The following is a 14,040-nucleotide window of genomic DNA, read 5'->3' as shown; positions in this document are numbered from 1 at the left end:
GGCCTCTCGGGGGGTGACGGCGGCGGGCGGCCGGGGCATTGCTGGACAGGCGGCGAACCGGTCGTTACCTTCGCCTCCATGAACCTGACCGACTATACAACAGAAGCGGCGTTCCTGCCCCACCTGAAGTGCGCCGACCTGACCGGCGCCGTGCGCGAGCTCGTGGGGACCCTGGCCGCGGACGGGGTCACGGGCGATCCCGAGCAGCTCGTCGACGACATCCTGCGCCGCGAGCGGGAGGGCAGCACCGCCGTGGGGGGCGGGCTGGTCATTCCCCATGCCCGGTCGTCCGCCGTCACCCGGGTCCGGCTGGCGGTGGCCACCCTGGCCGAACCGCTGGCCGTGGGCGCCGCCGACGGTCGCCCCGCCGACGTGGTCCTGCTGCTGGTCGGTCCCATGGGCGATCCCCGCCTGATGCTGCGCGTCCTGGCCCGCATGGCCCGCCTGGTCCGTCAGCGGACCCTGCTGGACGACCTCCGCGCCGCAGCGGACGCCGATTCCCTCCGCCACGCCCTGGCCGGCGCCGACCAAGCCTAGATTCGAGAAGCACTTGGCCCGGATCCGGGCCGCCATGCGCCGGCGTCTTCGCCGCCATTATCAACAATTCTTTGCCACAGCCGCCTTGAATCCGCACCCCGCCGGGGTTATGGTGGCGGACCCTGAAAACGTGACAACCCTCACTCCGCGCATCCCTCGAAGAGGAGAGTGACTTGATGTCGAGAATACGCAGGCTGACGCCCCGGGCCCGCGGGTGGTCGTTGGCGTCCGTGCCGGTGGCCATCACGCTGCTGGCCGTCCTCGGTGCCGGTCCGGTCGTCCGGGCCGCCACGGCCGATCACCTGATCATCTCCGAGGTCGTGACCAAGACCCGGGAAGTCTCGGGCCTTCGCATCGGCAGCGAGTACATCGAGATCGTCAACCCCACCGGCAGCGACATCGACCTCGGTTCGATCTATCTGACCGACGCGACCTTCGCCACGAACTCGACGTTCTACTTCCGCATCACCGACGGGACGCCCACGACGGCGAAGGCCGGCGGCGGCGAGTTCAACGACTTCCACGTGAAGTTCCCGGCGGGCGCGGTCCTGGCGGCGGGCGACACCCTCGCCATCTCGGTCAACGGCTCGACCCAGTACTTCGAGGCCTACGGGCGCCTGCCCGACTTCGAACTCTACGAGGACGCGACCACACCCGACACGGTGCCCGAGATGGAAGCCGTCTTCCCCGGCTCGGTGCACGGCGGCAATCCCCTGGGCGAGCAGAACACGCAGGTGCTGCCCAATCTCTCGGACACCGCCGAGAGCCTCGTGCTCTACACCTGGGACGGCGCGAGCGATCTCGTGCAGGACGTCGACTACATGTACTGGGGCACCAGTGCGAGCGTGCAGATCGACAAGACGGGCATCACCATCGGCGCCGGAACCTACCTGCCCGACACGGCGCCGGCTTCCCAGCAGCCGGTCTCGGCCAGCGCCCAGAACTTCGGCCAGTCCTACGCCCGCCTCTCGGCCGACGAGGGCGCCGAGACGGCCACCGGCGGCAACGGCCTGACCGGCCATGACGAGACCAGCGAGGACCTGGGCACCACCTGGCAGATCGCCGCGACCCAGGATCCGCCGGCGGCCCCGGCCACCTTCTTCGCCGCGGCCCCGATCTTCCGCAGCGGGGGCAACGCGCCGGCCGCCCCGTACGAGGGCCTGACGGCCGAGTTGTCGGTCGTCGTCCTGTCGAACTCGGCCCTGTCCGGCGTCGACTTCCACTACACCCTCGACGGCGGCGCGGTGCAGACCCTGGCCGGCGCCGACGCCGGCAGCAACACCTGGTCGGCGACCCTGCCCAGCCAGACCGCCGGCACCGTCGTCGTCTGGTGGGCCGAGGCGAGCAACGCCGCCGGCGCCACGGCCACCTGGCCCGTCGCCGCGCCGACCTTCAGCGAGGGCTGGACCACCGGCGAGGCCCCGGACCCGACCGCCGGGCCGGCCAAGCTGCTGATCACCGAGCTGGCCACGGTGGGCACCGCCCAGGAGTTCGTGGAGATCGCGAACCTGAACGCCACGCCGGTCGACATGAGCGACTACTACCTCACCGATGCCATCTTCGCGACGGGCAGCCAGTACTACTGGCGCATCGCCGAGGGCAACCCGAGCCAGACCACCATCGGCGGCGGCGCCTTCGCCGACTTCCACGCCAAGTTCCCGGCGGGCTTCACCATCGCCGCCGGCGACACCATCGTGGTCAGCATCGCGGGCTCGACGGCCTTCGCCGGCGAGTTCGGCTTCACGCCCGACCTCGAGCTCTACGAGGAGGACGCCTTCCCCGACGCGATCCCCGACATGGAGTGGGTCTTCGGCGACGAGGTGAACAACTCGATCATCAACCGCACCGGGGCCAGCCCCTCGACGCCGACCCTGACCAATGGCGCCGAGACGGTCATCCTCTACCACTGGGACGGCACGAGCGACTTCGTGACCGACATCGACATGTTCACCTGGAAGGATCCCTCGTCCACCACGACGAGCATGTTCTTCAACAAGACCGGCCAGACGATCGGCACCCACACCTACCTGCCCGAGGTGGGCACGAGCCTGTCCAACGCCTTCCCGACCCAGGCGGAGTTCGGCTTCTCGTACCACCGCATCGACGCCTCCGAAGGCAACCAGGTGGCGGCCGGCAGCAACGGCGTCGGCGGTCGCGACGAGACCTCCGAGGACCTGGCCAACACCTTCGAGCTGCGGGAGTACGACCCGAGCCGGCCGTCCATCGGCGGTGGCGGGGGCGGCGGCAGCACCGTGGGCCTCTCGGTCGAGGCCAAGACCTTCCTGCCCAGCATGGGCGAGGTCTTCCCCATCGAGTTCGTCTCGAAGCCCCAGTCCGAGACGCGGCTGCGGATCTTCGACCAGCAGGGCCGCATCGTGATCACCCTCTTCGACAGCCGCTTCCACGGCGCCCCGTCGGTGAATCCCGATCAGCCTTCGATCGCCCGCTGGGACGGGCTCGACGAGTTCCTGCAGCCGGTCAAGGCCGGCATGTACATCGCCCACCTGTCGGTGACGGACAACGCCACGGGTGAACAGGAGAACAAGATCGCGCCGGTGGTCATCGCCACGCGGCTCAGCAAGTAGAGAGGGTGAGCGATGCTTCGGAAACTGAACATTCTGCTGATTCTGGCGGCGCTCGGCCTCTCGGCCACGCCGGCCAGCGCCCTGTTCGACCAGACGGTGGTCAATCCCCGCGGTCGGGCCATGGGCGAGACGGGCGTCTCCGTGCAGGACGACGCCTTCGCGGCCTTCATCAATCCGGGCCAGCTCGGCGGCACCGACCACGGCGCCGCCGCGGTCACCTACGTGCAGCCCTTCGGCGCCGACTTCACCGACTTCTTCTATGCGGGGGCGGCCCTGCCCGTGCACCCGAAGTACGGCAACCTCGGCGTCGGCCTGAGCCACTTCAAGGTGGAGTACGAGGGCACCAAGCTGCTCCAGGAGACGCAGTTGACGCTCGCCCACGGCTTCAACCTCTGGACCGACATCCACTCGCGCGTCGACTTCGGCTGGGCCCTGAACCTGTACAGCGCCGAGCTCGGCGAGTCGGTCAGCGGCATCGATCCGGGCAACGCCACGGCCTTCGGCGTCGACCTCGGCATGTCCGTGACGGTGCATCGCCGCACCCAGATCGGCTTCCAGGTCAAGAACGTGAACAATCCGATGATCGGCGTCGACGAGGAGGAGCTGCGCCGACGCCTCGTCGCGGGCGCGGCCTACCAGCCCTACGAGGGCGTCACGACGACCTTCGAGATCGAGAACGAGCTGGGCGAGGACGTGCGCTACCACGGCGGCCTCGAGATGTTCCTGGTCGAGGGTTTCGCCCTGCGGGCCGGCGTGCTCACGAACCCCAACCGGCTGACCGCCGGTTTCGGCTACACCCACAGCAACTTCGGCGTGAACTACGGCTTCAGCACCGGCGGCGGCGTGCTCGACGCGACCCACCAGTTCGGGCTGCATTTCGCGTGGGGCGGTGAGGCGCAGTGAACATGAACCTCTTCCTGGGCACGGCGTCGCGCCGTGGTCGGTCGGCGGTCGCCGGGCTCGCCCTGGTGATCCTGGCGGGATGGCTCGGCGCCTTCGGCGCGGTGCCCATCGCGTCGGCCGCCGCCGTCCCGTCGCACGTCGACCTCGTGGATCTCAACACGGCCTCCCTCGAGGAAGTCATGACGTTGCCGATCCCCGAGGACGTGGCCCGCGCCATCATCGAGTACCGCACCTACCAGCGGTACTTCGACAACGTCTACGAGCTGCTCGAGGTCGACGGCGTCACGCCCTCGCTCTTCGCGCGGATCAAGGACCTGGTCGCGACGATCCCGCCGGGCGACGAGGACCCGTCCATCGCCCGCCTGAGCGCCAGCTACCGCCAGGTCCAGAACTACCTGGGACAGGAGGGCGCCAGCGAGGGCCTCGTCGACGAGTACCTCGACCGCCTGCGCAATCCCGAGGACATCAACGAGATGGACCTCTGGGACCTCATGTCCTACCAGAACGTGTCGCCCGTCGACGCCACCAACATCATCAAGGCCCGCGACCGGCTCGGCCGCATCGAGAGCGGCCGCCAGCTGCGCCGGGCCGAGGGGCTCCGCTACTTCGCCTACCGCAACCTGCGCGACTTCGTCGTGTACAGCGAGGAGGAGAAGGAGGAGGAGTCGAGCTCCGACGTCAGCGGCTACGTGCAGACCCGCTACTGGGAGACGCCGTACGCCGCCGGCGACGAGGAGGGCGTCACCGACCTGCTCCGCAACCAGGACATCGGCCTGACCGGCGGCACCGGCTACTTCGTGTACCCGCCCGCCTGGCTGAACAAGGCCCGCGTGAACATCAAGGGCGGCTACCAGGTGGGCGCCCTGACGACGCAGGAGTACGGCGAGCAGGACTGGAACGAGACGGCCAAGTCCTACGCCGGCGTCTTCAACAAGCGCTTCGGCGACTTCCGCCTCAAGTCGGCCGTGATCGGCAACTACCGCGTGGCCTTCGGCCTCGGTCTGGTCATGGACAACACCGACTACATCCACTTCCGCAAGACGGGCTTCGGCTTCAACAAGCGGATGCTGGGCGTGCACGGCGACCTCAGCCGCTCCTACGAGTACTCCCTGAAGGGCGGGGCGGTCGAGGGCAGCTACGGCCCCCTGAACGCCACCTTCTTCTACTCGAAGGACCGCAAGGACGGCATCCTCAACCGCGACGGCACCATCAACCGCTACGTGACCATGCGGCCGCGCTTCGAGGAGGAGATCTTCGAGAACCGCTTCTACGGCAACGGCTCGGCCGCCGAGTCGGGCATGCTGCGTGACGCCTTCGAGGAGAAGATGGTCGGCGGCAACGTGAAGCTGAGCCTGGCGCCCGGGACCTTCATCGGCGTCACGGGCTACGAGGCCCGCTACGACCGGGGCTTCGACTCGGACATCAACACGCTGGTCCTGGCCACGGACCTGATCGAGGCCCGCGACAACGAGATCAGCCAGGGCTACACCAGCGTGTACACCGACGAGAACGGCGACCGCCAGGAGGCCAAGTTCCGCCGGGTGATGGGCGCCGAGGCCCAGGCGGTGTACGGCAACATGTCGCTGCAGGGCGAATACGCGTTCCTGCAGAACCCGCAGAACGACTTCTTCTCGTCGAAGAACCCCGACGCCTTCGTGGTGAACGCCTTCAGCCAGTGGGACAACCTGCACCTGCTGGCCATCTACCGCGACTACGACGTGGGCTTCGACAACCCCTACGGCCGGGCCTTCAGCAACGACAGCAAGTACGAGATGACGCTGCTCGACTCGTACTTCCGCCTGAACGATCCGCTCTACTCGTGGCTCGAGCTCGAAGGGGCGCAGCCCAAGGCGGAGAAGGGTCTCTTCCTGGACGCGCGCTACCGGATCAGCCGGACGCTCATCCTCAGCGGGCTCAGCTTCGACCAGTGGACCCGCAAGGCCGACGGGGCCGACCTGATGCGCTACACGATCAAGGGCGAGTACCAGCCCATCTTCAACCTGCGCTTCCGGGTGCGGCACCGCTACAGCAGTCGCTCCGAGGCCGATCCGACCGACGTGCGCAAGTTCCAGAACTGGGAGACGCGCTGGCAGATGATCGGCCTGCTGAGCAACTACAACCGGATCCAGTTCACCTATGTGACGAGCAACGTCATGTTCCCGCCGCGCCCGCGCCTGAGCGGGACGGCCGAGGCGGGCGTGGGGGATCCGGCCGTGGGCGGCAACGGTCTGCCGGCCCATGCCTTCGAGGTCAAGTACGAGCACAACCTCACGCCGGGCATCAAGTTCACCCTGGCGTCGGCGGTCTACGAGGGGTTCTTCTGGAACTTCGAGGGGAACGAGTTCGTGCTGCTCGACGCCAACGGGTTCCGCAACTGGTTCAAGGTCGAGAGCCGGGTCTCCGAGCGTCTCCTGTTCCAGCTGAAGATCACCCGCGACCACAACCTGCCGCGCGCGGTCGACGTGCGCCAGTTCGGCGATCCCTCGGGTCTCGAGCCCGACGCGCCGTACGTGCCCCAGGACCAGACCACCGTCCGTCTGCAGATGGATTACACTTTCTAGGAGATCCGAGCGATGTTCAACAAGTTGCACAAGAAGAGCAGGCGGGACGCGGTGGTCGTCGCCACGGCGGCTCTGGTCCTGCTGGGCCTGGCGGCCGGACCGGCCGCGGCCGTGCCCCAGATCATGAGCACCTTCGGCGACCAGATCGCCTGGACCGGCGCCGAGATCAACGCCATGGGCGGCACCGGCGTCGCGGTGTACCGCGGCGGCATGTCCAACATCTTCAACCCGGCCCTGCTGTCCGACGCCACGGGCTATCGCCTCGACGGCGGCGTCATGCTCGACCAGGAGCACGAGGACCGCTTCCAGCCCCTGTTCGACAGCTTCGACAGCTGGGTCACCGACGCGGCGATCGCCAGCAACCGCCACCACTACTGGCAGACGGGCTTCGCGGCCGCCGGCCGGATCCAGGCCTTCGACTTCCCGCTGGCCCTGGGCCTCTCGCTGGCCGACCGCTACCCCTTCAGCTACACCTTCGACGAGGAGCTGCTGAATCCCAGCCCGTTCCCGCCGGGGTCGGGCGAGCCCGCCCGCGACCAGCTCATCGAGGAGCGGCAGCGCGACGTCTCCGGCACCCTGCGCACGCTGAGCCTGGGCGCCGGCGCCGACGTGACGGACCGCATCTCCGTGGGCGCCGCCGTGCACTACGCCTACGGCACCCGCACCGAGGTCAACTCGGTGCGCGACTACATCACGACCGATGGCGACGACAGCTACCGCAGCGAGGACGCCTACGACCTGAGCGGCATGAACGTCTCCGTCGGCGTGCGCGGCCGCATCAGCGAGCGGGTCGAGGTCGGCCTGGCCTGGGAGAGCGCGCTGGAGGTCGACGGCGACCGCACCGCGACCCTCACCGACGCGGCGGGCACCGTGACCATCGTCGAGGACGGCTCGGTGGAGTACCCGCAGATGTTCCGGGCGGGCCTGGTCTTCCGGCCCCGCACCGACCCGCGCACGGTGTTCACGGTCGAGGCCGAGTACAAGCCCTGGAGCGAGGTCAAGGACTCGTCCCTGCCCGACCAGGACAACCCCTACGGGTTCGAGGACGTAACCGACGTGCGGGTGGGCCTCGAGCACACCTTCTACAACGGCATGCCGCTGCGCTTCGGCTTCCGCTACCTCGACGCCTACGCCGACCGCGAGGGCAACGCGAGCGTGTTCAGCGCCGGCGTGGGCGCCCCCCTCGGCGGCGGCATGGTGTCGGCTTCGCTGGAATTGACTAAGATGTCCACGGTGGAGGAGCACCAGTTCCCCTACCCGACGAACTACTTCGGCGACAACTTCAACGCCGACCCGACGGCCCGGGTGGACGACACCCGCTTCCGCATCGGCGTCGGCTACCGGGTGGAGTTCTAGAGATGAAGAATCCCCGCAATCGCCTGCTCCTGGGCGCCGTCCTGCTCGGCCTCGCGTTCGCGGCCGGCGGCGTCCGGGGCGAAGGGCGCCAGGACGACGGCATCCTGCGCCTGCACCTGATGTGGACCAACGACATGCACGGCCACATCGCCCCCGAGGCGGCCAAGTTCATGAACCCGGAGCACCCGCCACCGCTGGGTGGCGGCGCCTCGGCGGCCCGCTACATCAAGGAAGTGCGGGCGAAGGCCGCGGCGGCCGGCGAGGAGGTGCTGCTCATGGACGTGGGCGACATCTTCCAGGGCACGCCCATCGGCAACAACACCCAGGGCGAGGCCGTGGTGAAGTACTACAACGCCATCGGCTACGAGTTCGTGGTGCCCGGCAACCACGACTTCGACATGGGCCGCGTGAACACCGAGCGCCTGGCCCGCATGTCCGACTTCCCCTGGATCTGCGCCAACCTCTACGAGGACTCGACGAGCACCTACGTCGACTGGGTGCAGCCGACGCTGATGCTCGACTACCAGGGCCTGAAGGTGGGCGTCATCGGCATCATCACGCCGGGCACCGAGCGCATGAGCTTCCCGGACAACATCACGGGGCTCGAATTCCTGCCCATGGCCGAGACCATTCCCAAGTACCGCGACCAGCTACGCGCGCAGGGCGCCGACCTGATCCTGCTGGCCATCCACGAGGGCCTGCCGTACGACCCGGACGAGGGCTGGAAGCGCATCGCCGGCGAGAACGACGGCCGCGCCGACGACACCCAGGGCAGCTACGGCAGCAACCACTCGGCCGGCGGCATGAACCTCATGGAACTGGTCAACGTCGTGCCGGGCATCGACGTCGCCGTGGGCGGCCACACCCACCGCGGCTATCACCAGCCGTGGATCGACCCGATGCACCACACCATGTGCTTCGAGAGCTTCGGCAACGGCTCGAGCCTGGGCCACGCCATCCTGCTCATCGACCGGGCCACGGGCACGCTGCTGGGCTGGGAGGCCCCGCGCGAGGACAGCAGCCTCGTCACCCTCTTCGAGGACGAGTGGTGGCCCGACGAGGAGATCGCCGCGGTCATCCGGCCCTACCACGAGGAGGCCGAGGCCAAGATGAACTCCATCGTCGGCAAGGCGGCCATCTCCATGGGCCGGGGCGACCCGGGGGCCAACCTCGTGGCGAACCTCGTCACCGACGCCATGGTCGAGACGTTCGGCGCCGACTTCAGTTTCCAGAACGGCGGCGGCCTGCGGGCCGACATCGCCCAGGGTGACCTGACGGTGCGCGACATCTTCAGCGTGCTGCCCTTCGGCAACGAGCTCGACCTGGTCGAGATGGACGGGCGCATGGTGCGCTGGGTCGTCGAGCGGCGCCTGACCGGGCGCGCCAGCGGCATCCACACCGGCGGCGCCCGCATCGTCGTCGACACGACCCGTCCCGAGTGGGACCGGATCGTCGAGTTCGAGATCGGCGGGCAGCCCTGGGATCCGGACCGGATCTACAAGGTCGTGGTGACGAACTTCCTGATGGAAGGCAACAGCGGCCTGGACCGCCTGACCACGATCCCGCCGAGCCAGGTCACGCCCACCGGCGTGACCACGGCCGAGGCCGTCGAGCAATACGTCCGCCGCCACAGCCCGGTGCGCCCGCGCATCGACGACCGCTGGACCGAGTCCATCGGTCATGCGCAGGCGCCCTACCTGCAGCAGGAGTACTTGCCATAAGGTAATACTTTTTGCAAATCCATGTCTCTGCGTCACTTACGGTGACGTGGCGGCGAAATTCCCGCTCAAGCCCGTCCCCGCCCATCCGATGGATGCAGCAGGGGACGGGCTTCTGCTTCGAGGCCCCGCCCCGGACAGGGAAGTCCGAAACCGCGCCGGCCCGCGACCACGCGCCGTCGCCAGACAAAGGGACATGGACGTGAAGACCCTCCAGAAAGCCAAGCGCAACGACCAGCTGGTCCGTTTCACGATGCACATGAACAAGATGGTGGTGGGCCAGCCCCAGGCCATCGACAAGCTGTCCGACAGCTTCAGTCGCCTCATCGCCGGGGTGCACGATCCCGAGAGCCCCCTGCTGACGATGATGTTCATGGGCCCGACCGGCGTCGGCAAGACCGAGACCGTCCGCGCCCTGGCCGAAACGGTCTTCGGCAACAAGCGGGCCTTCACGCGGGTCAACTGCCAGGAGTACTCGGCCCACTACAACATCTCCAAGCTCCTCGGCTCGCCGCCGGGCTACGTCGGCGGGGAGATCCGGCCGCTGCTGAGCCAGGAGAACATCGACCGCCACCACCGCAAGGCCCTGGACAACCAGTCCGGCATGATCAGCGAGCCCGACAGCAAGCTGGCCCGCCTCTATCCGCCCGACGGCGACAAGCACCTGTCGATCATCCTCTTCGACGAGATCGAGAAGGCCCACCCCAAGCTGTGGAACCTGCTGCTGGGCATTCTCGAGGACGGCACCGTGGTGCTGGGCAACAACGAGGAGGTCGACTTCCGCCAGTCGATCATCGTCCTGACGACCAACGTGGGCTCGGAGGCCATGGGGGCCCACCTGGCCCAGAACGGCATCGGTTTCAACACCGGCATCAGCGGCGAGAAGATGGACCGGGACGTGGAGGAGGCGGCCATGCGGGAGGCCAAGAAGGTCTTCCCCTTCGAGTTCCTCAACCGTTTCGACGACATCATCACCTACCACACGCTCAAGGAGCAGCACCTGTACAGCATCCTGGACATCCTCATCGCCCAGGTGCACCACCGGTCGCTGCTCTGCGCCGAGCCCTTCCTGCTCGAGATCACCCAGGAGGCCAAGCGGTTCCTGGTCGAGCGCGGCACCGACATCCAGTACGGCGCCCGGCCCCTGAAGCGCGTCGTGGAGAAGGAGATCGTCACGCCGATCAGCCACCACATCTGCAGCGACCAGATCCGCAAGGGCGACCTGATCACCGTCGACGTGGACACCGATGCCGGCGAACCCGCGCTGGTCTTCCGCAAGGAGACCGGCGTCACCAGCTGGGAGGAGCTCGAGAGCCTCGGCCCCTTCCCGGAGAACGACTGGGCCAAGGAAGACCTGGGCGTCAAGGACGACGGCGGCGAGAAGAAGGAGATCGTCGAGGAGATCACCCAGGTGGTCGCCAACGCGGGAGCCATGACCGGCGCCGAAGACTGATCCGCCCCGACCCGACCCGATGCGACGCCCCGGCCCCGCGGCCGGGGCGTTTGCTGTTCCACCGACGACACGGAAACGACAAAAATTTGGCAGGTTTTGCCCTCCGGCAGGGCACAATGGCCACAAACTTGTCACAGTTGAATTTGAATTCGGATTTCAGACCTCACAATCGATTACAAATAAATAGGTTAATGGCCCATTTTTCCGCTTCGCTTTTGGCCGAAAACTTGTTAAAATTTCAACTAAAGGTTTACGGCGCCCTCCGCGAAACCCTAGGATGGCGCTGGGAGCGATCCGCTCCCGAGCCAACGGTTTGGACCCGAACCCCGAGGTGAGTGACTTGCTGACCAAGAAAACCCACGCGGTGGGGACGACCGTCGCCGGACTGGCGCTGGCCGTGGGGCTGCTGGTGGCCGGCGCGGCCTGGGCGGCCGACCCCGCCGTTTCCGCGCCCGACGCCGCCGGCGAGAGCGCGACGTGCCTGGACTGTCACGACGACGCGGGAGCGGCCCTGGCGGCCGGTCCGCACGCCGTGATGGGCCACGGAAGCGACGCCGCGCCCACCCGGGTGTCGTGCACGCACTGCCACGCCGGCGTGGCCGCCCACTGGGAAGACGACCCCGCGACCCACCCCATGTCCGTGCCCGGCACCGACGCGGGCACGACCTGCACCTCGTGCCACCGGAGCCCCCACCAGGAGAACCAGGCCTCCCAGAGCCCCCATGCGGCGGCCGGCGTGTCCTGCACCGACTGCCACCAGGTGCACGGCGGCACGCCCGCGGGCCAGCTCAAGCAGACCCAGAGCGGCCTCTGCTACACCTGCCACGGGGAGCAGCGCGCCGACTTCGCCCGTTCGTACCGGCATCCGGTCGACGAGGGCATCGTCCGCTGCAGCGACTGCCACCTGGCCACCGACGACAACACGGCGCCCCTGGCGTCGAACCCGCGCAACGAGGCCTGCTACACCTGCCACATGGAACTGCGCGGACCCTTCCCCTACGAGCACCAGGCCACCCTGGACTGGTCGACCGAGGAAGGCGGCTGCGTGACGTGCCACGACCCCCACGGGTCGGACCTGCCGCGCATGCTGAACCAGCCCTACGAGGGGCCGCACTTCCAGCTCTGCTCCCAGTGCCACCTCGTGCCGAAGCACAACTTCAATTCGCAACATGGCACCGACTGGGCCGGCGTGTCCTGCAACGAGTGCCATGTCGACATCCACGGTTCCTACACCAGCCGCCTGTTCCTGACGCCGACCCTCGAGGCGCAGGGCTGTTTCGTGGCCGGCTGCCACTCGCAGTAGAGGAGTAGACGGATGCTCAGGACGGATCGGAACAGAAATGTCGGGTCGGGCCTGGTGACGGCTTTCCTGCTGCTGCTCCTGCTCGCGCAGACCGCGGCGGCGGGCAACGTGAACGGCGTCGTCAAGCTCGGAACCGTCATCAAGGACGAGGATGCGCGGAACATGGCCGCCATCCAGGAGACCTACAACGTGTACGAGGGCTTCTCCGTGTCCCAGGTGCGCCTGACCGGCACCTCGGGTTCGCGCGGATCCTTCCTGCTCGACCTGCAGGAGATCAACCGCGACAGCGGCAAGGGGCTCTTCACCTGGCGCGTGCAGGATCTCGGCAAGCTCACGGTGCGCTACGGCCAGCACCGCCAGCTCTACGACGCGGACGGCTCCGTGTCGTCGCAGCGGCGCGACTGGCGGGTCGGCGTGCACGTGACGCCGTCGAACCGGGCGCGCATCACCGCCAACTTCGGCTACCAGACCCGTGAGGGCGACCGGCTGGGCTACCCTGCCGGCACCACCAGCGTGCTGGGCGGCAACTACGACTACAACATCTTCGAGAGCGACGTCGAGGCCGAGTACGGCATCGGCGGCGGTCGTCGCCTGGCCGTGGGCTGGCGCGGGACGTCGTTCACCGACGACCTCAACGACGCCGCCGAGCGCTCGGGCAACGTGCTCTCGGTGCGGGCCAGCGGGCCGTGCTACTTCTTCCCCGAACTGCTGTCCCACTACGTGCGGGCGGCCTACGGCAAGCAGGAGCTCGTCGAGCCCGGCCTGGACTACACCATGTCCAACTTCCAGTACCTCGGGCTGCTGCGCCCCGCGCGGGACCTGCAGTTCAAGTACCGCTTCCTGGCCAGCCGGGTGGAGGACGAGGCGGAAACCTTCCAGACGGACGAGTTCCGCAACGACTTCGACCTGACCTGGTACCACAAGTACGGCCGCGTCTTCGGCGGCTACGGCTATGTGACCCGTGACGACTATACCCTGACCGACTACAACGACTGGCGGGCCGGCTTCGCCCTGAACCACGGCAAGGTGGCGCGGCTGCAGGTCAGCTACGCGGCCAGCGAGAAGGGCGACCAGGAGGAACGCACCCTCCTGAAGGACATCGAGGCCAGCCGCCTGAAGGCGAGCTTCAAGTCCGAGCCCGTGGAGAACCTCACCCTGGGCCTGTCCTACGCCGAACGCGAGCGCGAGTACACCGTGCTGGACGTCGAGGCCGAGGGCGTGCGCTACAGCGCCTTCGGGCGGCTCGAGCGGCCGGGCCTGGGTGCCGTCAGCGTCGACTATACGTACAGCGAGGACGACTACCAGGACCGGGCGGCCGGCTTCTACGCCGACAACCGCAGTGTCTCGGCGCGGGTCGACCTGACGGCGGTCAGGAACCTCGACCTCGCTGCGGGCCTGACCTACCTGAACATCGGCGGCGACCTCGACATCGAGAAGTCGATCCTGATGTTCGAGGGCGAGTACACCGTCGCGCGCGACTACTTCGTTCAGGTCAAATACAACGTCTACAACTACGACGACTACCTGCTGCTGGACCGCTACTACACGGCGAACGTGGTCTGGCTGAACGTGGGCTACAAGCTTTCGATCGATTGAGCACAGCCAACCAAGGACCTTCCAAGGA

General features: G+C 67.8%; 9 protein-coding genes. All 9 read left to right on the top strand.

Features of this window, described 5'->3' with window-relative positions:
• A partial coding sequence (locus KDM41_08860) for a PTS sugar transporter subunit IIA (protein MCB1183532.1) occupies positions 1-537 on the top strand: 537 nt, incomplete at its 5' end.
• Positions 538-713: 176 nt separating this feature from the next.
• Positions 714-3,122 (top strand): lamin tail domain-containing protein, encoded by a 2,409-nt coding sequence (locus KDM41_08855; GenBank protein ID MCB1183531.1) that lies wholly within the window; start codon positions 714-716, stop codon positions 3,120-3,122.
• Positions 3,123-3,134: 12 nt separating this feature from the next.
• Positions 3,135-4,025 carry a hypothetical protein gene (locus KDM41_08850; GenBank protein ID MCB1183530.1) on the top strand — a complete coding sequence of 297 codons (891 nt, stop codon included), beginning with the start codon at positions 3,135-3,137 and terminating at the stop codon, positions 4,023-4,025.
• Between the two features lie 2 nt (positions 4,026-4,027).
• A complete protein-coding gene (locus tag KDM41_08845; protein ID MCB1183529.1) occupies positions 4,028-6,586 on the top strand; it encodes a helix-hairpin-helix domain-containing protein in 2,559 nt (852 codons plus the stop codon).
• Between the two features lie 12 nt (positions 6,587-6,598).
• Positions 6,599-7,942: a hypothetical protein gene (locus KDM41_08840; protein MCB1183528.1), complete on the top strand. Its 1,344-nt coding sequence runs from the start codon at positions 6,599-6,601 to the stop codon at positions 7,940-7,942.
• Positions 7,943-7,944: 2 nt separating this feature from the next.
• A complete protein-coding gene (locus KDM41_08835) occupies positions 7,945-9,663 on the top strand; it encodes a bifunctional metallophosphatase/5'-nucleotidase (GenBank protein ID MCB1183527.1) in 1,719 nt (572 codons plus the stop codon).
• A gap of 199 nt (positions 9,664-9,862) precedes the next feature.
• Positions 9,863-11,113 carry an ATP-dependent Clp protease ATP-binding subunit gene (locus tag KDM41_08830; GenBank protein ID MCB1183526.1) on the top strand — a complete coding sequence of 417 codons (1,251 nt, stop codon included), beginning with the start codon at positions 9,863-9,865 and terminating at the stop codon, positions 11,111-11,113.
• Positions 11,114-11,453: 340 nt separating this feature from the next.
• Complete coding sequence (locus tag KDM41_08825) at positions 11,454-12,416, top strand: hypothetical protein (protein MCB1183525.1); 963 nt, start codon at positions 11,454-11,456, stop codon at positions 12,414-12,416.
• Positions 12,417-12,428: 12 nt separating this feature from the next.
• Positions 12,429-14,012: a hypothetical protein gene (locus KDM41_08820; GenBank protein ID MCB1183524.1), complete on the top strand. Its 1,584-nt coding sequence runs from the start codon at positions 12,429-12,431 to the stop codon at positions 14,010-14,012.
• The last annotated feature ends 28 nt before the right edge of the window (positions 14,013-14,040 follow it).

The sequence above is a fragment of the bacterium genome (genome assembly GCA_020440705.1).
Lineage (GTDB): Bacteria > Krumholzibacteriota > Krumholzibacteriia > LZORAL124-64-63 > LZORAL124-64-63 > JAGRNP01.
The sequence above is the reverse complement of the archived record's forward strand: the minus strand, read 5'-3'. Positions and strand labels throughout refer to the sequence as shown.

What these genes read in the sequence shown, in the direction of transcription:
- KDM41_08820 (MCB1183524.1), top strand. Translation starts at nt 12,429, where the DNA reads ATGCTCAGGACGGATCGGAACAGAAATGTCGGGTCGGGCCTGGTGACG.
- KDM41_08850 (MCB1183530.1), top strand. Translation starts at nt 3,135, where the DNA reads ATGCTTCGGAAACTGAACATTCTGCTGATTCTGGCGGCGCTCGGCCTC.
- KDM41_08835 (MCB1183527.1), top strand. Translation starts at nt 7,945, where the DNA reads ATGAAGAATCCCCGCAATCGCCTGCTCCTGGGCGCCGTCCTGCTCGGC.
- KDM41_08855 (MCB1183531.1), top strand. Translation starts at nt 714, where the DNA reads ATGTCGAGAATACGCAGGCTGACGCCCCGGGCCCGCGGGTGGTCGTTG.
- KDM41_08840 (MCB1183528.1), top strand. Translation starts at nt 6,599, where the DNA reads ATGTTCAACAAGTTGCACAAGAAGAGCAGGCGGGACGCGGTGGTCGTC.
- KDM41_08845 (MCB1183529.1), top strand. Translation starts at nt 4,028, where the DNA reads ATGAACCTCTTCCTGGGCACGGCGTCGCGCCGTGGTCGGTCGGCGGTC.